Source organism: Acinetobacter sp. Li1LvA2, assembly GCF_056156705.1.
Genome location: NZ_JBSICF010000001.1, coordinates 364,134 through 387,952 on the forward strand (window position 1 = coordinate 364,134; position 23,819 = coordinate 387,952).

A 23,819-nucleotide genomic window follows, 5' to 3' on the forward strand; every position below is an offset into this window, starting at 1 on the left:
CACCTTAGAGTTCAATCTGCATGCCGTCATAGGCAACTTCTACACTATTTGCTTTAAGTTCTGCAAACTGGCTAGAGTTTTCATTTAAAATTGGATTGGTATTGTTAATATGAATCAGCACTTTTTTAGGTGTACTCAGCTGATTTAAATAAGACAGTGAACCACCTTCGCCACTAATATATAAATGCCCCATTTCACGGCCAGTTTTAGTTCCAACCCCTGTTTGTTGCATTTCATCGTCTGTCCAAAGCGTACCATCAATCATGACGCAGTCTGAACTCTGCATAATCTGCATGATTTGATCGTCAATTTTTCCAAGACCGGGTGCATAGAATAACTGCTTTTGTGTCTTATGATCTTTGATAATTAAAGCAATATTATCGCCGTCATGTGGGTCATGTCGATGCGGTGAATATGGCGGTGCAGCACTTTTAATAATTAAAGGTAAAAATTCTAAATTTTCGAAACCATCAATTTTAAAAGCTTGTTTAGGGTTAATCTCATGATATTGAAGACCACCATTCCAGTGTTTGAGCATATTAAATACTGGAAAGCCGCTTGTTAAATCTTGGTGGACCATTTCTGTGCACCATACATTCATTGGACAACCTTCACGTAAGGTTAAAAGCCCAGTCGTATGGTCTAACTGACTATCCATTAAAATAACGCTTGTTATTCCTGTATCACGCAATTTACGCGCTGGTTGAGCTGCTTTAAATTCGAAAAGTTGCTGGCGGATATCAGGTGATGCGTTTAATAAAACCCAGTCTGTTCCATTTTCAGAAACAGCAATTGATGATTGAGTACGAGCTTTGGCTTGGATTGAACCTGTGCGTACACCGTGACAATTCGAGCAATTACAATTCCACTGCGGGAACCCGCCTCCGGCAGCTGAACCTAAAACATAAATATACATAAAATTAATATCTTATTAGAAAGAGATAAGCCCTAGAACAAGACTAGGGCTTATGACATATTTGGATGGAACTGAATTAACGTGCTTCGAAGTACATAGTAACTTCAAAACCAATGCGTAAATCAGTAAAAGCTGGTTTAGTCCATTGCATAAATTATCTCCGGTTCATATTAATCTTGTGAAATGAATCACTTGATTAAATCTTATAAGGTCATTAAAAATTTATTCTAAATAAAAAATTTGGGTTTGTAGACCACCCTTAACCAAGATATTGTTCGATAATTGTGTTTTTTGTCCAAATTTTAATATTTCGAACATATTTGCTCATTGAAGGTTTCATCAAACATTCATACTAAAAGCGTATTTTTTTATCCGTCTTAATTGATCAAATGATAAAAAAATGAAAAATTTAACAACACTTTTTAAAGTAACAACACTTTCTCTGGCAGTAATGTTATTGGCTGGATGTAATGACGATGATAACGATACAACATCACCTGCCCAAAGAAGCAATCAGACTGTAAATATTTTAGCTTTTAATGACTTTCACGGAAATCTTGAGCCACCTAAGCGTTATGTTGAAGCACCCAATCCAAATGATGCTGCTCAATCTGTTCGTATTCCTGTGGGTGGAGTGAGTTACTTTGCAGACGCAATTAAAAAACTTAAAGCAGAAAATCCAAATAATGCTGTGGTTTCGGCGGGCGACTTAATTAGCGCCTCTCCTCTAACCTCTTCTTTATTTTTAGATGAACCGACCATTGAAGTCATGAATGATATTCAAATTGACTTTAATGCTGTCGGTAACCATGAATTTGACCGTGGTACAGATGAATTACGCCGTTTAAAGAACGGTGGATGTCAGCAATATACAAGCACTGCGCCTTGCCAAATAAATAAAAACTTTAGTGGTGCAAAATTTGATTTCCTTGCTGCTAACGTAGCAATGAAAAATGACGCCAGTAAAACGATCTTTCCTGCATATAAAGTCAAAACTTATGGTGGAATTCCAGTCGCATTTATTGGTTTAACCCTTAAAGCAACGCCAAGTATTGTTTCTGCTGCCGGCATTAAAGACGTTGAGTTTCGTGATGAAGCCGATACGGTAAACGCCTTGATTCCTGAGTTACAAAAACAAGGCATTGAAGCAATTGTAGTGGTTGTACATGAAGGTGCAGCGCCAAGTACGAAGTTTAATGAAAAAACATGTGATGGCTTAAGTGGCCCGATTTTAGGAATTTTGGATAAGCTTAATCCGGCAGTTGATATTGTTGTTTCAGGTCACACGCATCAATCTTATATTTGTGACTATTCTACAAAAAATCCGGCAAAACCGTTCTTGCTTACCTCAGCTGGACAATATGGCACGCTCATTACTGACATCAAGGTTGAGTTAGATGGTAAAACTGGTGATGTGATTAAGAAGGATGCTAAACAAGTTCCTATACAAAGTGAGGCCTATACGTCTGGCACAACCACGGTAAGCCTTACGGATCTCTATCAAAAATTTAGTAAAACCCCAAGCATTGAAGCCATTTTAGATAAGTACCGCCAAGCAGTGACCACCATTTCAAGCCGAGTGGTTGGAACTGCGACAGCTGTGGTAAGCCGTACTCAAGTTGAAAGTGGTGAAAGTCCGCTCGGTATTATGATTGCCGATGCTCAACAAGCCTTTGCCTTAAAGGCAAGTAATCAAGGCTCTGACTTTACCTTAATGAACCCAGGTGGTGTGCGTGCCGATCTCCTCATTAATAGCAGTAACCAGATTACCTTTGGTGATGTTTTTGCGGTGCAACCTTTTGGTAACTCTATTGTGACTTTGAGCTTAACTGGTAAACAAATTAGAGATGTAATTGAACAGCAGTGGTCTGGTGCAAATGCAAACTCAGCTAGAATTTTACAACCATCTAAAGAATTAAGTTATCAATATGCGGCAAATGCGTCTGTTTCGCCAAGAGCAAGTAACATCATGGTTGCTGGTTCACCATTGGTTGACACTAAGGTATACCGAGTAACAGTCAATAGCTTCTTAGCAGATGGTGGTGACAATTTTACGGTATTAAAAGAAGGTCAAAACCGTGTAGGTGGTGGTCAAGATATTGATGCCCTTGAAAGCTATGTCGCTAAGAATTCACCTTTAATTATTCCAGCGACTACTCGAATTAAAGTCATCAAATAGCAAATTTAATAAAAAAGGACAGTTTAGGCTGTCCTTTTTTCTATCTGAACTTTTTATTCTGTATAAAGATTAAGTTCAATACTACTGATATTAGTTCCTGTATTCGCAAAAATAACATCTATGACCTCATGCAGTAGCTCTTTCACTTTTTCATGTTCATAAGTAGTTGCTTCTGCGGTTTTTAGACAAATCAAGTTACAGCTCATCTTATCTTTTCTAAGCTTATAGATACTCTTACTTTTTCCTAAGAACACTCTTTTGATGAGTTTGCGATTTTCAAATTCAGACAAGATTCGATAAATTGTTCCAAGCGTGATTTTATGTTCATTTTTAATTTGCGCATAAATACTTACCGCGCTTAAGCCTTGTGGATTTTGATTTAAAATTTCAAAAACCTGTATTCTCGATTTTTTTATGGGTAGTCCATTTAATAATGATTTTGAAGTTGCCGTCATGATTAATTAGCCTTAATGTTGAGAAGTATAGAAATTTTTAAAATTATTTTGTCTATACTTACTTGAAAATTATGGATATTTGTACGTTAAAAAGCAAAGCCTATTCCCCTATGAATAGGCTTTGCCCTTCGTTTTACCTTAGAAACTATAAGTCGCTTTTACAAAATAGTTACGTCCATAGAGTTTGGTATTAAAGGTTTTGTTTTTATCTTCCAAATCAACATCGGTCAGGTTTTTTACGCCATAGTCCAATGTTAAGCGTGGCGAAAGTGGTGAAGTAAATGTCACATCATAAGTGGTATAGGCTGGTAACTCTTTAGTTGCGGAGTACATTTGCTTACCAACGTAGCTTACCCCTGCATTTACACGGAAGTCTTCAACGGGTGCCCAAGAAATTGAACCATTAGCCAGCCATTCTGGTCGTTCAGTTAAATCTTGACCTGTCGTTTTATTTTTTGCATCAAGGTAAGTGGCATTTGCTTTAACACCTAAATTATCCGTGAAGTCATAACCACCTGTAAGCTCAACTCCTTTAAGTTCTGCACGGCTTACATTGGTCCAGATTTTTCTAAAATCACCCACTAAACGCGGGTCTCCATCACTTAAGGTAATGGCTTCAATGAGATTTTTCACATCGTTTTGGAAAACTGTAACTGCAGCATTCCAGTTTGGACGGGTTACAATTAATGATGCTTCGTAGTTGGTACTTTCTTCTGGTTCTAGGTCTGGATTACCTCGAATGTGACAACTACCGCCACATGAAATCATTGAGTAATTGATATCTAACTGTGCTGGAGACGGAACTTTATAAGCTTGACCAACACCACCTTTTAAGACAACACCTTCAGCAAGTTCATAGGACAAATAGGCTTTACCGGTCGATTTACCATCAAAGTCATCAAAGTCGTCGTAACGGCCACCTAGAGTTAAGGTCAGTGCATCATTAATATGGGTATCATTTTGAACAAATACACCGTAACTTTTTTGCTGGTTTTTCCCTGTACCGATATAACTCACAACATCTGTAATTTTTTGGTCTTTATAATCAAAACCTGCTGTAGTGTTATTCATCAGCCAATCAAAGTTAGCGAAGGCACGACCAATTAAATTTTCTTGCTTATATTGACGGTTTTGTGGCGCGTCATATTCGCTATCGTAGTCAGAAATTTTAGCTGTTTCTTTACCAATGTAAGCTTCTGTTTTACCCCAACCCCATTTTCCACGGTGAGCAATTCCCACATTGGTTCGTTTCATTTCTGATTCTTGAATTGAAGTTGCCGCATCTTGGGTCAGTGGGCGTTTATCGTTGTTATAACCCAAATCTAGGTCTAAAGTTTGTTGGTCATTAATATTCCAACTTAATGTACCGTTTACGTTTTTAGTATCTTTTTCTACAAAGTAAGCTCCATCTGGATCTGGTTTGCCATTTCGGTACCATGCATCACGGTTATAGGCATCTCCAGCCAAAGTAAAACTTAGATTGTCGGTTAAACCGCCGTATAAGTTAAATCCGTAACGGAATTGATCTTTTCCATTTCCGCGGTCTGCTCGATTATATTGGCCAAAGACCGAACCATGCAGCTGCCCATCCTCGGCTTTCTTGGTAATAATATTGATGACTCCGCCCATGGCATCTGCTCCATAGAGCGATGACATTGGTCCTCGAATCACTTCTACTCGTTCAATACTATTTAAAGGAATTGCACTCCAGTCAAAGTCATTACCTCGCCACATGGCACCATTAGATGACATGCGTTTTCCATTAAGTAGAATGAGTGTGTAGTTACCTGATGTATTTAGCATTCCCCGTATAACGATTTTATCTTGACCGCTGTTATAGTTATAAACCCCAGCTTGTTTTTGTAAAACATCAGCAAGACTGAGCGCTGCACTACGTTCAATCTCTTCACTCGTGATCACACTAATGGATGCAGGTGCTTTATCTACATCTTGTTCTTTTAATGCAGCGGAAACCACAATCGTTTTAAGTTTTTGAACTGATTCATTATTACTCGGCTGTTCACTATCTGTATTTGCTTGAACTGCAAACGGAAGCAGTGTTGAGATGGCGACCACCAGCGCCTTTTTAGTTAACGTCATTTCTCGGTCCTTATTCTGGATAATAATTACCATATGATAATTGTTATCATTTATGATGTGCCGAGCATCATATACTTATGACTTTTCCTGATCAAGATAAAAATAATTATTAGTTATATAATGATAATCATTATTGTTTGTGATTTAAAAAAGCGTTACCATGGCACTTTCGTGTGCCTAAAAACCTATTTAAAACAATCTTAAAGTAGACATAACAATGCTCTCTCGATTTTTTATCTACCACCCTATCTTTGTTTCTGTCATTGCAATTACTATTCTTATTTTTGGTTTTTTTGCCACTTTAGCCATGCCGGTCGAACGCTATCCGAACCTTGCACCACCCGGTGTTACGGTCGTGGCGAACTACCGTGGTGCAGCTGCTGACACTGTAGAAGAAAGTGTGACCCAAATTTTAGAACAACAAATAAAGGGTCTGGATAATTTGCTGTACTTTACATCCCATAGTGAATCGTCCGGAACGAGCAGCATTGATATTCATTTTAAAATTGGCACAGATATCGATCAAGCACAGCTCCAAGTGCAAAACCGAATTAATAGTGCCTTAAACCGTTTACCTGAGGAAGTTCAAAGACAAGGCGTAAACATATGGAAGACCACGGGCGATATGCTGCTGATTGTGGGGCTATATGATGAAACTGGTAAAACCAGCAATATTGATTTGTCTGATTATATGGTGAATCACTTTGAACAACCTTTAAGTCAATTACAAGGGATTGGTGAAGTTGATGTTTTTGGTTCAAGTTATGCCATGCGCATTTGGTTAAACCCAAATCAGCTTAGAAATTACCAACTTGTGCCGAGTGATATTGAAAAGGCCCTCGAAGATTATAATACCCAAATTGCTGCTGGTTCGATTGGTGCAATGCCCTATGCTTCTGATCAAAATATTTATGCAAAAGTAAAAGCAGGTTCGCGCTTAAAAACAATTGATGACTTTAAATCGGTGGTGGTTAAAGCAAATGTTGACGGTAGTCTTGTTTATTTAAAAGATGTCGCGAGAGTTGAATTAGGGGCAGAAAATTACGAAAGCATTAATACACTTAATGGCTATCCGTCGGCAGGTTTAGGAATTTCTCTAAGCCCCGATGCCAATGCAATTGAGACTTCTGCTCTTATTAAAGAAAAAATGGCTCAGCTTAGCCAACATTTACCAGCGGGATATAAAGTTGTTTATCCACGAGACAATACGCCATTTATCGAAGAATCTATTAAGCAGGTCATGATCACTTTGCTTGAAGCAATCGTGCTTGTCGTTATTGTCATGTATCTCTTTTTGCAAAATTGGCGTGCAACTCTTATTCCAACCATTACCGTTCCGATCGTCATTAGTGGCACATTTGTAGTGTTATATCTCTTTGGGATGAGCATTAACACGCTTACGCTATTTGCACTGGTTTTAGCGATTGGATTATTGGTTGATGACACGATTGTAGTCGTAGAAAACGTTGAACGTCTCATGCACGAACAACAGCTAAGTGTACGTGAAGCTTGTTTAATGTCGATGCAAGAGATTAGCGGTGCATTGGTAGGTATTACGCTGGTCTTAACCGCGGTATTTATTCCAATGGCTTTTTTTAGTGGTTCGACCGGTATGATTTACCGTCAGTTTTCTATTACATTAGCAGCAGCGATGTTGTTATCGCTATTTGTAGCCATGACCATTACGCCAGCAATGTGCGCAGTTCTATTAAAAAAACATCATAAAAAACCAAAATGGGGACAGGTACTTGAGTTTGCTCTTCAAAAAATCAGATCAGCTTTTAGTTTTTTATCTGTTCGTTTAATCCAGTTTAAAATATTTTCCAGTCTATTGGTTGTGGGCATCGCGGTTATTCTATTTATGATTTACCGCAGTTTGCCTACAAGCTTTATTCCAAATGAAGATCAAGGATTACTTGCAGTTCCCTATAGTTTGCATAACAGTGCTTCAATGAGCCAAACCGAAGAAAGTGGAAGACTCGTCAATAATTATTTCTTTGAACATGAAGGTAAAAATATTAATACCGTACTGGTCGTAAATGGACAAAACTTTTCAGGGAGCGGTCCAAATTTAGGTATGGCCTTTGTTTCGCTTAAACATTGGAATGAGCGTAAAGGAGAAGCAAATACGGCGAGTGCTATTCGTGAACGTGCCCAAGCATATTTACAAAAAAACTTGCCAGCTAAAGTCATGGTAGGAATGCCACCAAGTGTATCTGGTTTAGGTCAATCTGATGCTTTAGAACTTTGGCTTAGAGATGTAAATGGTCAAGGGCGCGATGAATTAATTAAACAATATAAAGCCTTAGAAAAAGAATCTCACAATTATTCGGCCTTTAAAAATCTAAGCCCTCTTGTGAGTGAAGATAAAGCCGAAGTATTTATTCAACTCGACCAAAATAAAGCCAAAATGTTAGGAATTGACCAACAAGCAATTCGTTCAACTCTATCGACGGCTTGGGGTGGAAACTATGTGGGTGATTTTGTTGAACGAGGTCGAATTAAGAGAATCATTATGCAAGGCGATGCAGAATTCCGTTCTAAACCCGAAGATTTAGCATATTGGCATGTACGAAATAATACAGGTGGCATGCTTTCTCTCGCCCATTTTGCGCAAAGTCAGTGGACAGGTGGCCCAGAAGCACTTACTCGATTTATGGGACTAACTGCCATTCAACTTGAAGCCAATGTAAGTCCAGGCTTTAGCTCAGGTCAGGCAATGCAACAGTTAAGTGATATGGTCGGTAAACAGTCTGGTATAGATGTCGCATGGAGCGGTCTTTCTTTACAAGAGCAACAATCTAGCCGCCAAGCGATCTATTTATATCTCATTTCTATTTTGTTTATTTTCTTATGTTTGGCTGCCTTGTATGAAAGCTGGAAAGTTCCTTTTATTATTTTACTAGGGCTTCCTTTAGGCATTACAGGCACTATTATTTTTGCTTGGGTTTTTAAGTTACCTAACGATGTTTACTTTCAAATTGCCCTATTAACAGGTATTGGTTTATCTTGTAAAAATGCGATTCTCATTGTTGAGTTTGCGACTCACGCACTCAAACAAGGAAAAAGTAAAATCGATGCGGCAAGTGAGGCTTTGAAACTGCGTTTACGTCCGATTTTGATGACATCTCTTGCCTTTGGTGCGGGTGTGGTTCCTTTAATTTTTGCAACTGGTGCAGGCGCTGCGAGTAGATATGAAATTGGAATGAGCGTATTCGGTAGTGTTGTGTTTGGTACATTACTAGTACCGCTATTTACTGTGTTCTTCTTTGTTGTGGTTCATAGTTTACCGAGTTTTCAGTGGTCAATGAGCAAACTATGGTTGAGCCGAACTTTGAGATTTAACAGCCGTATAAAAAAGGATAATACCTCCTTTTAAAGATTAAAATAAAAAATGGCAGATATTAAATCTGCCATTTTTTATTCTTTAAATTTAAGCGACTAGCTTATCAATCCAAACTTCTAAGGTAGGTTGTTCAGCCAAATCTTCAAAACTCACCTGTGCGCCGTAAGCTTGCCATTTACCCACTAATGTCATGAGTCGTACCGAATCAAGCCCAAGCATGAGCAAATCATCATTTAACTGAATGTCTGATGCAGGAATCTGAAGCTGTTCGCTCACCGCCAAAACAATACCTTCTTGAGTGAGGGGTGATGCCGCTTGTTCAAGAGCCCAAGCTCGTGTGACCTGTTGAGTTGTCATCACTTGCCCACAACGTGTACTTGCGTATTTTAAAGCCATATCGTGTTCTTCACGGCTAAAATCAGCGAGCGCATCTCCACATAAAAACGGCTGGATATTTAGCATAAAGGCTTCCGCTGCACTCATAAGGCAGCCAATATGAGCATAAACTCCACAAATGATGAGCTGGTCACGGTTTGACTCACGCATGAGTTGTTCAAGTGGAGAAAACTTAAATGCGCTATAACGCCATTTTGTTAAGACAGTATCATTTTTTTGAGGAGAAATTTCCGGCAAAATTTGAGTGATTTTCGGATCATCTTTTAGGCCAGTTCCCCAAAAGTCAGTTAATAACTGGCGATGTTCCGGTGTCTGGTTACCGGGCTGTGCCGTATAGACCACAGGAATATTAAACTTACGCGCAGTTTCAATTAGTTCTTTGGTATTTTTAATAAGCTCTGGAATAGGGGCTTGAGTTTGATCATAAAAATCTAAAAAATATTGCTGCATATCATGTACTAATAAAACAGCGCGATTGGTATGCAACTGCCAAGATGTTTTATTCGCCGTAAATTCGTGGGCTTGTGGCATGCTGTAACTAGCAATTTTAGGAATACTCATCAAATTTTTCCTTTTTTATCTTTAAGCAAGAACATTGGTGTTAGTTTCAAGTTGTTGACGTAATCTTTTTTTGTCGATTTTTCCAAAGGCTGTATATGGAAATTGCTCGATAAATTCGACCCGATCGGGAATTTTGTAGGTAGCAAGTCCATAGTCTTTCAGATGTTGACGAACTGACATTGCAAGGCGAATTTGGCTTGGGTCATCATTTTGTGCTTGCCATGCAATAAAGGCACAGCTTTTTTCCCCCATAATCTCATCAGGCATAGCAACTAGTGCTGCTAAGCGAATTTGTGGGTGAGTTAATAAAGCTTGTTCAACCTCTTCAGTCGCAATTTTTTCACCAGCGCGATTGATTTGTTCTTTTGAACGCCCTTCTACCACAATGCAGCCATCTTCGCGAATACGCACTAAATCGCCTGTTCGATAAAAACCATCCAGTGTAAAAGAGCGTGCATTGTGCTCAGGTGCTTGATAATAGCCGCGAATGGTATAAGGCCCACGAGTCAGCAAATGCCCTACTTCTCCAGCGTCTACTGGCTGATCGTTATCATCCAGCACCAAGATTTCATCATCTTGTGAGATTTTTAAACCTTGGGTATGAATAACCTGCTCTTTCGTCATGTCAAAACGGGTGTAGTTCACCAATCCTTCAGCCATGCCAAAGACTTGTTGTAGATTGACTTGGAACTCATCAATTAAGCGTGAGGCAACCGCATCGGGTAAACGTGCTCCTCCTACTTGCAAACAACGTAAAGTCGATAATATTGAATCTTGTTCTTTTGCCGCTTTATCCATCCATGGTCGGACTAAAGCAGGAACCAAGCAAGCATCAGTCACACCGTGTTTTTTGATTAATGAAAAAGCAGTTTCAGGACTTGCATCAGTTCCTAAAACCACAGCTCCGCCCGAATAAAAAATGCCTAAAGAACCGGCCGAGCTCATTGAAAAGTTATGTGCCGCGGGTAAAACCATGAGTAAGCGTGATGACTGATTGAGACGGCAGATTTTTGCGCTTTCACGTACGCTATATAAGTAGTCGTCATGGGTACGTGGAATGAGTTTAGGAACACCGGTACTTCCACCTGAAAGTTGTAAGAAAGCAACCTGATCTGCCGTAGTTGGCGAAATCGCCTCATCTGAAATATGGGTTTCTTTTAATAGATCTTGAATGGCTATAAATTTGCCGGCATTTCCAAGGACAAATACATGTTGTAAGCAAGGAGCAGTTTGCTGAAGCTTTTCGGCAAGCTCTCGGTAGTCAAATTTTTGTGCTCCAAAATCAGCACAGAAATAAGCTTTTGCTTGAGTTTGTTTAAAAAAACTGCTGAGTTCTGCATAGCGATGTGCAGGTAAAGACATCACAGGTAAAGCACCAAGCCGAATCAGTGCAAAAAATAAAACATAGAACTGATAGTGATTCGGCATCTGTACAACCGCTTTATCACCCGCTCTTAGTCCATGTTGATATAAGTGGCTGGTACAGTAATCAACTAAATGATCAAATTGAGCGTAACTGACGGCTTTATCCCCATCATATACAGCAATATTTTCTGGGTATTTTTGAGCACTTTCACGCAAGAAATCACTCATGTTTTGCCCAAGCCAATAGCCTTTTTTACGGTAAATCTCAGCAAACTCTGCTGGATATGGCACGGCGCCATCCAGATAAACCTGTGTTGTCATGTGTTTGGTCCTTGTATTGGCAATTGATTGGGTGAAATCTGGAATCCATCCAGTACAGTACGAAATTTAGCGGCAGTTTCAGCATGTTCAGCTTGCGGACGAGATGCTTCCACAATCCCTGCACCAGCAAATAAACGGGCAATATTTTGATAAATTCGGGCACAGCGAACAGTCACCGACCATTCACCATTACCTTGTTCATCTGCCCAGCCCATAGTTCCTGCAAATAATTCACGGTTAAATGGTTCAAGTTGTTGAATTAATTCTTTAGCAATTGGACTAGGCTCCCCACATATTGCGGGTGTTGGGTGTAAGCGTTCAATTAAGTCAAAAACATGGGTATCGGCTTTCTTAAGTTCGCCGGTGATATAGGATGCCAAGTGCCAGAGGCGTTTGGTACGAATGAGGGATGGTTGTTTAGGTATTTGTAATTGCTTGCAAAAAGGTGTGAGCTCATCGGCAATCATTTCGATGACGAGAGCATGTTCACGTTGATCTTTTTGTGAAGCCAGTAATGCTCTGGCATTGTTTTGGTCTACGGTTGGGTCATCATCACGAGCCAATGTACCGGCAACCGGTTTACTCCAGATTTTTGTATTTTGCTTTGCAATTAAGAGTTCGGGGCTTGCACCGACAAACCACCCTTCACTTTGAGGATGCCTCGCAACTGCATAGTTATAACCTTCTGGATTATGCTTAGCTAAGTTATAAAATAAGTCTGAGACAGGAATATTTTGTTCAAATTCAAGTTGTAAAATACGAGCTAGTACAGCTTTATCGAGTTTTTTCGCCTGCATTTGTTGAACTAAATACTCAACTTGATGTTGGTAATGTTCACCTAAAGGGAAATAATCCGCCTTTTCTAAAGATAAAAAACCAAAATCAATATCAGATTGTGCATAGAGTACTTTCTGATAGATTTTTGCATTTTGCATGAGCATTAAATTGACATCGGCTGCAGAGCAAAATGGTAGTCCACCCATAATTTTGACGTCTTTATAACCGTCATTTATTGCATGCTGTAATTGAGTTCGCGCTTCATCTAACCAATCTTTTAAAAAGCTATTTTTAGCGACTTGAATATCTCGTAATTTTTGATGACTATTGATGGTGTATTCTGGCGTGGTAAAAATAAAACCTGCGTCATTTCCACAATTTAAAATTTCTTGCGCTAGTGCAACGCGGCTTTCAGTAAAATTTTCTCGTTGGATAAAATACGGATGCTGTGCCGACATCTCGCAACTCCTTATCAGTTATTTTGTTGTAATGAATGGATGTTTAAACGCCTAAAGTGGCTCCTCCATCAACCACAATTTCTTGCATGGTAATTTGTGCGGCCTGATCAGAAAGTAAAAAACTCACCGTATTGGCAATATCTTCAGGTTGGGCTAATTTCCTTAAGGGAATGCCTGTACGGTATTGGCTTAAATCTCCATCGAGTACCGCAGACGGAGGCGAATTATCTGTCCAAAGCTGCTGCTGCATTTGGGTTAGCGTAGAGCCCGGTGAAACAATATTAAGTCTGACTTGATGAGGTGCAATTTCAAGCGCAAGATTACGGCAGTAATGGCTCAATGCAGCTTTTGTAGTTGCGTACATGCCAAGTTGTATACGTGGCATCCGTGAACTATTCGAGCTAATCGTGACAATACTTCCCTGCTTTTTTTCACAAAAGTGCTTGGCAAGTTGTTGACTAATTGCGATGGGTGCCATGACATTTACTGCGAAAAGTGTTTGCCAGTCTTCTGTTTTTGCTTCAAGCATAGAACGCATAATCAAAACGCCCGCCGCATTCACTAAACCCGTCACGCTATATTTGTTTAAAATATTGTTAATGAGCTTTGCTGTTGTTTCTTGATCAGTAATATCTTGCTGGAAGCCTTGCCAACGTGAAATGTCACCTTCTTCTAGCTTTTGAGTAATTTCCCATTGTTCTGGGTTTTCCTGTCGGTCGATGCCGATGACTTGATACCCTTGCTGCAATAATTTTTTTGCAATAGCAGCTCCAATACCTCTTGCAGCACCTGTGACTACGATGGTAGAGCTCATGTTTTACTCCAGTTTAAAACGAATAGTAAATTTCGCCACATAATTGCAAATAATTATCATTATTATCAAGTGCGATAAATATCAAACATAAGATTACAATCTAAATCAAGTTATTTATTAACCAATAACCCTCCTTATTTAATTGATTTTTAATAATTTAAAGAAAACACATCTTTTTTTATTGATTATAATGATAATTGTTTTCATTTACTAATGAGAATCATTCTGATAATTTGACCGCGCTTTCTTGTCGAGATGGACTCAAAATGAAGCCATTTTCTCAACCCTTACATCCCCTATTTCAACAACTCAATGTTGGGAATGAAGTCTGGTGGAATACCGTAAAAAAACTAGGTAGCCCGCTGGTCAACCTACAAAAAAATAAAGCGCTATGTACCTTTATTTGGCGTAGTTCTGAACTCAAAGAAAACCTTTTTGTTTATATCGATATCTATTCACAAAGCCCTTCTATCTATCAAAAGTGGAATCGTTTTAGCCGCGTAGCTGGGACAGATGTGTACTTTTTTGAAATAGAGTTGCCTCTAGCTTGGGCGGGTAGTTATGTGGTCGTGACATCTAGTGAGGAGGCCCCAGAAACAGATTGTGCAGCAACACGACGCGCATGGTGGCAAACCCAGCTTAAACAGAATGCTCAAATTGATCCATTCAATCAACATCGATTTTACACGGGACATCTGGCTCGATATATCAATCAAATTCAACTTGAAAACACAAAATCTTTAATAGCCGATTGCCCAATTACAAACATATTTCAATGGTCAAGTCGCTTATGCCAGCAGGACTATTTAGTCGACGTTTTTATTAGTCATCAATCAACTCAAGAAGACTTGTCACTCATCATTTTGCTTGATGGCCAAATCTGGAGCCGAGAGCTTTCGATTATTCCCGATCTTCAGCATTTAACTGTTGCAGATAAGATTCGCCCAGCAGTTTATATTTTTGTTCATAGTTTAAATAGTCAACAACGCCAACGAGATTATGGTTGTCATGATGCGTTTAGTCAGGCGTTGGTTTATGAACTTATTGAAACGCTTCTAAAAGAATATTCCTTTATTTCTAAAACAGACATTACCTTATGTGGTCAAAGTTTAGGTGGATTATGCGCTTTACATAGCGCCTTGTTGTTCCCGACCATTTTTACTTCTCTGATTTTACAGTCTGGATCTTATTGGTGGTCAGATTTTTCGAACAGTACGTTAGGTCCAAAAAATAAAGAGAATATTTTAGAACTGCTTCAAAACCTATCTCATCCATTATCAAAAACAACTCAAATTTATATCAGTGCCGGCACGTATGAAACCGATATGCGGGACGATGCCCTACAACTTTATCAACAATTGCAATCATTCAATCAAGTGAGCTTTCACAGTTTTTCAGGCGGACATGATGCCGTGAACTGGCGTACCGACTTGCTGAAGGCATTGCAAAAAATTCTTTCACTATAACCATTTGTTTCATCAAGGATAACAATATCATGAGCAACTTACAGGAAAACTATATTAATCCTTTCGATAACGAAAGTTTGTCTTTTCAGGTTTTAAAAAATCAACAAGGTGAGTTCAGTTTATGGCCTGCTCAACATCAGGTGCCGTCGGGTTGGGATGTTCAGCATGGACCGGATACACGGGCTTCGTGTATTGCATATGTGAAAAAGCACTGGGTTGCGATTAACCCCTTTCAACAAGCGTAAAGGAGTATTGTCATGAATCAGGCATTAAACAATGAATTTACTCCAGACCTTTCACAACCCGTTCATTTTGAATTGGCCTCTACTCAGCTCGGCATTTTCCTTGCCGATCATTTAAGTTCAATTGAAGATTTATATACTATTGCGCATTGTTTGGAACTACCAAAAACTGTCGACATCCCCACATTTAAAAAAGCAATTCAAATCGGCTTAAATGAAGCCGACACGGTCATTGCTTCATATTCATCTGACCCGTCTCAACCATTTATTGAGCTTAATAATCAAGTTCAGTTTCAAATCGAAGAATTTGATTTTTGTCATTTAACGCCTAAAAAAGCTCAACAACGCTTATGGGACTGGATGCCATCAGATCGTCAATGTGCTAAATCACTTAAAGCTGGTGAATCTCAACTGTTCCGTCAGGTGCTATTTACAACACACGACAAAGTGTATTGGTATCAACGTTATCACCACATCATGCTTGATGGCTTTAGCATGATTAACCTAACCAAACGTATTGTTGAGCTATATCAACAATTACAAGAAGGAAAAGATCTTTCGGTTTCCCCGTTCATTGGCGTGAATGAAGTTATTTCAGAACGTCAGGCTTATGAAAATAGCCATCAATTTAAAATAGACCAAGCTTTCTGGAAAGCTTATTGTGAAGATTTACCGAGTCCAATGAGTTTAAGTACTCATCATTTAGCGGCAAAAACTACAGCAACATTTGTTAAGCATCAGCTGCGTTTTTCGCAAGGAATTTTAGAGAAAATTCAGGCTTTAGCTGCGCAAACCAAGTTGGCTTTAAATGACATGATGATGTCATTGTCATTACATTATATTTACAAAATGACCGATAAAGCCGAGTTGGTTAACGGTATTCCATTTATGCGCCGTTTAGGTTCAAAAGCGATTCGCTCAAGCTTACCTACGGTAAATGTTCTACCTGTGAAGTTTAAAGTTGCTGAAAAAGACAGTTGGGTGAGCTTGGCTCAACACGTACAAGAGCAATTACGAGAAATTCGTTCGCATCAAAAATACGATGCAGAACAAATTTTAAGAGATTTAAATAGTATCGATATTCATGAACGAATGTACGGCCCTATTTTAAATTATAAAGCTTTTGATCAAGACTTGGTTTTAGACGGTGAAAAGGTCAAAACACACCATATTTCTACAGGACCAATTGATGATTTTGAGTTTTCCTTTATTGTTCAAGATCATGAACTCATTATCGAATTACGTGCAGATTCGCAGCGTTATACACAAGATGAGCTATTTAACCACGGTCAACGCCTAACGTTATTGCTCGAACAAGCCTTGATTCGTCCAGAACAGCCATGTAGCAATTTTAATATTACAACACCACAAGAGCTTACTGCCCTGACCCAAAGTGGTATTGGTCCACGTATTAGTCACCCTGAACAATATAATAATGTTTTAGATATTTTTTATGAGCAAGTGAAAAAATATCCTGAACGTACCGCAATTGTGAGTGGTGAACGTCTAGACCTTCAGCATCTCAGTTTTGCTGAGCTTGCAGTACAAGTGAATCAACTGACTCGTTTTTTACAAGAAAATGGGGCCAAAAAGCAAACTGTGATTGCGGGAGCTATTCCTCGTTCGATTGACTCAGTTGTGGTGATGTTATCTGTACTCAATTCTGGTGCGAGTTTCTTACCTCTCGATTTAGATTATCCAATCGATCGTATGCAAATGATGTGTGAAGATGCCAATCCATTATTTGTATTAACGACACAAGCTCTTGCACAGCAACTACCACAAAATATTCAGCAGTTACATCTTGATCAGGAAGGTGTTCAAACACAAATTCGAAAGCAAGACGCGAGTGATATTCCTGCCGAAAATCGTAAATTTGATTTCCAAGATGTTGCATATGTAATTTTTACCTCAGGAAGTACGGGTCGCCCTAAAGGAGTAATGAACACACATGGCTCTTTACTCAACCTCATTTTGTCGCATAAACCAACCATTTACTGGCCTGTATTAGAAGCGGTAAATGAGCGTTTCCCTGACCGTCCGTTACGTGCAGCGCATACCCACTCTTTCTCGTTTGATTCATCTTGGTTGCAAGTTTTCTGGATGTTATGGGGCCAAGAGCTACATATTTTTGATGAAAACATGCGTCGTGATGCATTTGGCTTAGTGCAAGAAATTCAACAACGACAAATCGATACACTGGATTTACCGCCATCTTTTTGTGCGCAAATGATGACAAACGGCTTATTTGCTGAGAATCAGCATCATCCAAGTCTTATTTTGATTGGTGGTGAAGCTGCTCCGTTAGCCTTATGGCAACAGCTCAATGCTCAGCCAGCGCTTTTTGCTCATAACTTATATGGCCCAACAGAATATACAGTTGATACTTTCCGGGCAGAATTAAAACAGACCGCTCGCCCTGTTATTGGTAACCCTATTGGTAATACACAGGCCTATGTATTAGATCGCCATTTACAACGATGCCCGACTGGCGTCATTGGTGAGCTGTATATTTCTGGTTTTGGGATCGCCAATGGTTATTTAGGTCGCGCTGATTTAAGTGCTGCCCGCTTTGTAGCGAATCCATTTGAACATGGACAGCGCATGTACCGTACAGGTGATTTAGTCCGTTGGAATAGTGCGGGTAAACTTGAGTTTATGGGCCGCTGTGATGATCAGATTAAAATTCGTGGTTATCGAGTCGAGATTGGCGAAGTCGAAAATGCACTTTCGATTTTAACCAATGTTGAAAGCGCAGTCGTGATTGCAGAACCGCTTAACAACAGTCATCGTTTACTCGGTTATTGTGTAGTCAAAGATATTGAACTTGATGAAAAAAATAGTGAGCAATTAAGCCAGCAATATTTAAGTCAGTTACGTCAAAACTTACCTGAATATATGGTGCCTTCTGCCCTGACTGTTATGTCCGAATTTCCACGAAATGTAAGTGGTAAAGTTGATAAAAAAGCACTGCCAAAGCCTCAAATTCGTATACATAGCCGAATGGCTAAAACGCCTGAACAACAGCTTTTATGCCATATTACTGCATCTGTTCTTAAGCTTGACGCTATTGGGATTGATGACGACTTCTTTATGACAGGTGGCGATAGTATTTCGGCTATTATGCTTTGTACTCAATTGCGCCAACGTGGTTACGGCCTAAGACCAAGTGATGTATTCCAATTTAAAACAGTCGCTGCTATAGCGCCGCAACTTACCCGTTTAGATGAGCAACAAGCGGCCGTTTCAAAACCGTTATTTTCAGCGGATCTAGAACAAAAAGTTCAAGAAAAATATGGAAAAAACAGCACGATTTTGCCTTTGCTTCCTTTGCAAAAAGGCATGCTGTTCTTATCTCAAGTAGAAAACCAATCAAATTATAATGCCTTTACCCGTCTTAGTTTAAATGGAGACATTGATCCGGTACGTTTACAGCAAGCGTTGATTACCGTATTAAAACATCACCCTCAATTAGGTGGGCATTTTGATAGCGAATTAGCTGAAGAGCCTGTTTTTATCTATTCATTACACCCTACTCAAGCTTGGCCAGTTCAGTTTTGTTCAGTTACTTCCGATTTACTTGAGCAAACCATTCAAGAAGCATTACAGCAACCGATTCACCTTGACCAACCCTATGGCTTAATTCGGGCAACCTTAATTCAACATGCTCCTGAACAGTCAGAATTATTGATTATGGTGCATCATCTTTTAACAGATGGTTGGTCAACTCCACTATTTTTACAAGACTTTATTAAAGCCTATCAGCAAACCAACCAACCACTGCCAGTGCTTGAACATAGTTATGAAACGGTGATTAAAGCTTTATCTGGGCGTGATCATGAAACGTCAAAAGCGATATGGCAACGTGATTTAGCTGATTTACAACCACTTATTTTATTTAATCAACCCCAGCAAGCTGTACAGGAAACGTCATATCGTTTAAGTGCCGAGTTGGGTGCAAAACTTCAACATAAATTACGCCAACAAGGCATCACGCTCAATGTCTTCATGCAAATGATTTGGGCAATGACTTTAAATATTTATGCTCATCGTGAAGATATTGTGTTTGGTACTCCTGTTTCGGGGCGTTCAGCACCTATCAATGGCTTAGATCAGCAGATCGGATTGTTTTTAAATACGATTCCAGTGCGTGTAAAGCTCAACATGCAACAAACACTTTGGGAACAATTGACTCAGTTACAGCAATTGCATGTTGAACATTTAGAACATGATGGTTTAGGACTGGGTGCAATTCAGCAATTAGTGGGACAAGGCAATCTTTTCGATAGTTTGTTAGTCGTAGAAAACTATCCTGATAATCAGTATTTACAGCAAAAACTTGGTGATGCTGCGATTTCAAAACTCACAAATCGTGGTTATAGCCATTACCCGCTTGCTTTGTTAGTTATTCCTGATCATCAAATTGAACTATTACTCGAACAGCGTGGTGTAATTGATCAGCCAGAACATTTCTTAGAGCGAATGGTTCAATTGATTGAAATTGCATTAAATGAACCAGAGACTTCTCTAGCTCATTATCGCTTACAACTGGCCGAAGAACGCGATTTAATCCAGAAAACGAATCAAACTCAATACTATGTTCGCCAGAGCACATTACAGCAATTACTCAGAGAACAAGCTCGAATTACGCCTGAACAAACGGCGTTATCTGATGAAAATCATCAGCTCAGTTTCAGTGAAGTGCGTTTGCAAGTTTGTGCGTTAGCGCAGCAATTACAAAGTGCAGGTGTACAGGCTGGAGATATTGTTGCGGTTGCCCTACCAAGATCAGTCAAACTAAGTATTGCTGTTTTAGCGGTGATTGAAGCAGGTGCAGCTTATTTACCTATTGATTTACAACATCCGTCTGAACGCATCAAATTTATGTTGCAGGATGCCAAATCTAAACTTGTTATTGGTGAACAAAAAGATCTAGCTGCTATTGCCCCTCAATCAATAGCCACCTTTGCTTTTAATGAATTGTTTGATGAAACAAAGGTTGATTTAAGTAGCTATAAAACGACAGTGATTACCCCACAGCATCCAGCATATTTAATCTATACATCCGGTACAACAGGTCAGCCAAAAGGCGTTATGGTTTCTCACCAAGCCATTGTGAACCGTATTTTATGGATGCAATCAGAGTATCCACTATCAGCCAACGATACGATTTTGCAAAAAACGCCATGCACTTTCGATGTTTCAGTATGGGAGTTTTTCTGGTCATATTTAGTAGGTGCACGATTGGTTATGGCACCTGTAGATGCACACCGTGACCCATTGGCATTATTAAGCCTCATTCAAAAATATCAGGTAACAACATTACATTTTGTACCGTCAATGTTGGCTGTTTTTGAAAATGCTGCTACCGAAATTTTATCATCTGCTCAGCGTCAAAGTTTACCAATTCGCCGAGTGTTCTGTAGTGGTGAGGCATTACCAACAGCTTTAGCAAAATCATTTACCGAGCACTTTAGCTGTGAGCTACATAACTTATATGGTCCAACGGAAGCTGCGGTAGATGTGAGTTATATGGATGCAACACTGGGATTACACCCGGAAGAAAGTAGCGTTGCAATTGGATATCCGGTCTGGAATACCCAGCTTTATATTTTAGATCAATACTTACGCCCTGTTCCAGTTGGAGTGGACGGTGAGCTTTATTTAGCAGGTCATCAATTGGCCATGGGTTATTTACATCGAGCGGACTTAACCGCATCACGGTTTGTGGCAAACCCATTTGCAGCAGGTCAACGCATGTACCGTACTGGTGATATTGCCCGATGGCATGCAGACGGCAGTATCCAATATATAGGCCGTGCTGATGATCAGCTAAAAATACGAGGTCAACGTATAGAACTGGGTGAAATTGAACAGCAATTACGCTTAATCAGTGGTCTAGATGTGGTGGTACACCCGGTTCCTTCTGAACAAAATAAAGCTGATGTTCAGTTGGTTGCTTACTTGCAAACAACAGCACCTGTGGATATTGAGCGGATAAAGAAACAATTGGCGAAACAGCTTCCTGTATATATGGTGCCTACACACTATGTATTAGTCGAGCAATTCCCATTAAGTCATAATGGTAAGCTGGACCGTAAAGCGCTGCCACAACCACAGCTAGAGTCTTCAAATACAGAAAAACAGTACGCCACTAGTGCTTTTGAGCATGAACTGACACGTATTTTCCAGCAAGTTTTAAATACAGATCAAAATGTTGGTGTAAACGAAGATTTCTTTGCGATTGGTGGACATTCCATTTTGGTGATGAAGCTTGCAATTGAAATCCGAAAAGTATTTAAGCGGACCATTCCAATTGGCCAGTTGATGAGTCATGTCACGATTCAACGTTTAGCAGCTTTACTGCTTACACAAGAACGTTTAGCAGAAGTTGAACAAACTGGCATGCAACCTATCTTACCAATCCGTTCTGGTTCAGGGCATCCATTGTTCTGTTTCTTCCCTGGTTCTGGTTCGGCATGGCAATATACGGTTCTGAATCGTTATTTGCATTCTGATTTGCCTATTATCGGTTTGCAGTCTCCTCGACCAGATGGCTTATTGGCAAATAGTACTGATATGGCCGAATTGGTTGAAAAACAACTTGAGATTATGCGAAAGCAACAACCAACAGGACCTTATACTTTATTAGGTTATTCACTTGGCGGTACTGTGGCTTATGCAGTTGCAGCAAAGTTAACTGAACAAGGTGAAAAAGTCGATTATCTCGGCTTGTTAGACACTTACCCTGCTGAAATTCATCAATGGTTAGATTTGTCTGTAGAGGAAATGAATGCTGAAGCTGAACAAGAACAGCTTCAATTCTTCAATGATATTTTAGCCGATGCAGATACGGCATTAAGTGAAGAAACCCGTCGTTTACAAGAAGATATTTTCGCAAACTATCGCGATGCAGTCCGTTTATTAAAACCTTATAAAATGCCAAACTTTGATGGTGAACTACACTTAGTTGTCGCTGAAAAAGACTTGCTGCCGTATATCCAACCAGAACAACAATGGTCACCTTTAGTTAAAAAACTCAATATTGTTCGACTCAGCGAAGCGGACCATACCAATATATTGTCTCCCGAGCAGCTTGAAACACTTGGTCCGATTTTAAACCGCATGATTTGTCAGGCGCGCGGTTTAGAGGAGCACACGCCATGAGTTTCAAATCTGTATTGACCGATTTTAGTCTTTTAAAACGTAATGCCCATTTCAGACATGTATTTATTGCCCGCACATTGTCATTGTTAACCATTGGTATGTTGGTCGTAGCTATTCCCAAACAAGTCTATGATATTACGGGTAACTCGCTTAACGTTGCAGTTGCAATGGCTTTTGAAGGCATTGCCATGTTTATTGGCTTGTTACTTGGTGGTTTGCTGTCAGATCGCAAAGACCGAAAATGGCTAATTTTATTGGCACGTGGTGTATGTGGCTTAGGCTTTGCTGGCCTCGCCATCAACGCCATGTTTGAGCATCCTTCGCTTTATGCCATTTACTTTCTTTCAGCATGGGATGGTTTCTTTGGTGCACTCGGTGTAACGGCAATGATGGCGATTATGCCTGTAATTGTAGGGCGCGAAAATATTGTACAAGCCCGTGCAATCAGCATGGTATCCGTACGTCTTGCAACCGTTATTTCACCTGCAATCGGCGGTATTTTAATTGCTGCTAGCGGTGTTGCGACCGTGTATTGGGTCTCAACCGTAGGTACTTTACTCACTGTGTTTTTATTAATGGGACTACCTGCGCTTAAACCGCAACATGTATCAAATGGCGAGAGCCCTCTTCGCCAATTAGTTCAAGGTTTTAAATTCGTCTTTAAAAATAAAGTAGTCGGTAGCACGATTTTAATTGGCACATTGCTTAGTTTTAGCAGTGCTATTCGTATTATTTTTCCGCAAATGGCAGATGAAATTTTTCACGGCGGTGCATTCGAACTCGGGCTTATGTATACGGCAGTGCCTTTAGGCTCGACTTTAGGAGCTTTACTCAGTGGCTGGACAACACGTTTACTCAGACCCGGCTTGGTCATGCTCTATACTTGTTTAGGGGTTTTTAGCTGCATGATTATGATTGGACTTTCACCGTGGTTAATCGTGACTTTGCCCATTTTATGTGTATTTGGATATTTGATGTCGATTGCCAACTTGCTTCAATACAGCATTGTGCAAGGACATACACCTGATGAATATTTAGGGCGTATTAATTCAATCTGGCTTGCACAAGATGCATTAGGCGATTCGATTGCCACCACAACTTTAGGTCTTTTAACTCGGTTCTTACCAATATCCGGAAGTATCCTCTTCTTTGGCATATTAAGCTTTGCAGTCGGTTTTATGTTCTTATTCAACTCTCAAGATATGCGGGAAACAGGATTCCAAGATCCTAAATTACAAGAAAATTAATCTCTAAAT

Annotated in this window: 14 protein-coding genes and 1 pseudogene; 6 read left to right on the forward strand and 9 right to left on the reverse strand. The window is 39.7% G+C overall.

Annotated features, from left to right (window positions below):
- Nucleotides 1-4: 4 nt before the first annotated feature.
- On the reverse strand, nt 5-916 hold the full coding sequence (pqqB, locus tag ACS604_RS01650; protein WP_474769654.1) for a pyrroloquinoline quinone biosynthesis protein PqqB: 912 nt from the start codon (nt 914-916) through the stop codon (nt 5-7).
- Nucleotides 917-992: 76 nt separating this feature from the next.
- Nucleotides 993-1,067, reverse strand: coding sequence for a pyrroloquinoline quinone precursor peptide PqqA (gene pqqA, locus ACS604_RS01655; protein ID WP_001982218.1), 75 nt, complete (start codon nt 1,065-1,067; stop codon nt 993-995).
- A gap of 249 nt (nt 1,068-1,316) precedes the next feature.
- On the opposite strand from pqqA, the gene ACS604_RS01660 reads away from it, so the two are divergent.
- Entirely contained in the window at nt 1,317-3,095 is a 1,779-nt protein-coding gene (locus tag ACS604_RS01660; RefSeq protein ID WP_474769655.1) for a bifunctional metallophosphatase/5'-nucleotidase, read from the forward strand.
- A 53-nt stretch (nt 3,096-3,148) separates the two neighbouring features.
- Here the strand turns inward: ACS604_RS01660 and ACS604_RS01665 are convergent, their stop codons facing one another.
- A complete protein-coding gene (locus ACS604_RS01665; RefSeq protein WP_474769657.1) occupies nt 3,149-3,550 on the reverse strand; it encodes a transcriptional repressor in 402 nt (133 codons plus the stop codon).
- 138 nt (nt 3,551-3,688) lie between these two features.
- On the reverse strand, nt 3,689-5,650 hold the full coding sequence (locus ACS604_RS01670; protein ID WP_474769658.1) for a TonB-dependent receptor plug domain-containing protein: 1,962 nt from the start codon (nt 5,648-5,650) through the stop codon (nt 3,689-3,691).
- A 217-nt stretch (nt 5,651-5,867) separates the two neighbouring features.
- On the opposite strand from ACS604_RS01670, the gene ACS604_RS01675 reads away from it, so the two are divergent.
- A complete protein-coding gene (locus ACS604_RS01675) occupies nt 5,868-9,029 on the forward strand; it encodes a multidrug efflux RND transporter permease subunit (RefSeq protein ID WP_474769660.1) in 3,162 nt (1,053 codons plus the stop codon).
- 54 nt (nt 9,030-9,083) lie between these two features.
- Here ACS604_RS01675 and ACS604_RS01680 read toward each other — a convergent pair whose 3' ends face one another.
- The 5 genes and pseudogenes from ACS604_RS01680 to ACS604_RS01700 all read right to left on the reverse strand — a co-directional run bounded on the left by ACS604_RS01680 (nt 9,084) and on the right by ACS604_RS01700 (nt 13,688).
- Complete coding sequence (locus tag ACS604_RS01680) at nt 9,084-9,272, reverse strand: phosphopantetheine-binding protein (RefSeq protein ID WP_235823111.1); 189 nt, start codon at nt 9,270-9,272, stop codon at nt 9,084-9,086.
- A gap of 30 nt (nt 9,273-9,302) precedes the next feature.
- Nucleotides 9,303-9,953, reverse strand: a pseudogene (locus tag ACS604_RS01685) (isochorismatase family protein); the annotation flags it as partial.
- Between the two features lie 21 nt (nt 9,954-9,974).
- Complete coding sequence (locus ACS604_RS01690; RefSeq protein ID WP_474769661.1) at nt 9,975-11,639, reverse strand: (2,3-dihydroxybenzoyl)adenylate synthase; 1,665 nt, start codon at nt 11,637-11,639, stop codon at nt 9,975-9,977.
- On the reverse strand, nt 11,636-12,874 hold the full coding sequence (locus tag ACS604_RS01695) for an isochorismate synthase (protein ID WP_474769662.1): 1,239 nt from the start codon (nt 12,872-12,874) through the stop codon (nt 11,636-11,638). The genes ACS604_RS01690 and ACS604_RS01695 overlap by 4 nt, the downstream gene beginning before the upstream one ends.
- Nucleotides 12,875-12,917: 43 nt before the next feature.
- Nucleotides 12,918-13,688, reverse strand: coding sequence for an SDR family oxidoreductase (locus ACS604_RS01700; protein WP_474769664.1), 771 nt, complete (start codon nt 13,686-13,688; stop codon nt 12,918-12,920).
- Nucleotides 13,689-13,954: 266 nt separating this feature from the next.
- Here ACS604_RS01700 and fes point away from each other — a divergent pair, with 266 nt between their 5' ends.
- The 4 genes from fes to entS are packed head-to-tail and all read left to right on the forward strand — an operon-like array spanning nt 13,955 to nt 23,810.
- On the forward strand, nt 13,955-15,154 hold the full coding sequence (gene fes / locus ACS604_RS01705) for an enterochelin esterase (RefSeq protein WP_474769666.1): 1,200 nt from the start codon (nt 13,955-13,957) through the stop codon (nt 15,152-15,154).
- A gap of 29 nt (nt 15,155-15,183) precedes the next feature.
- Nucleotides 15,184-15,399: an MbtH family protein gene (locus ACS604_RS01710; RefSeq protein WP_474769667.1), complete on the forward strand. Its 216-nt coding sequence runs from the start codon at nt 15,184-15,186 to the stop codon at nt 15,397-15,399.
- Between the two features lie 12 nt (nt 15,400-15,411).
- On the forward strand, nt 15,412-22,563 hold the full coding sequence (locus ACS604_RS01715) for an amino acid adenylation domain-containing protein (RefSeq protein ID WP_474769669.1): 7,152 nt from the start codon (nt 15,412-15,414) through the stop codon (nt 22,561-22,563).
- The gene (gene entS / locus ACS604_RS01720) at nt 22,560-23,810 is read left to right on the forward strand and encodes an enterobactin transporter EntS (RefSeq protein WP_474769671.1); all 1,251 of its coding nucleotides are present in this window, start codon (nt 22,560-22,562) and stop codon (nt 23,808-23,810) included. The genes ACS604_RS01715 and entS overlap by 4 nt, the downstream gene beginning before the upstream one ends.
- Nucleotides 23,811-23,819: the final 9 nt, after the last annotated feature.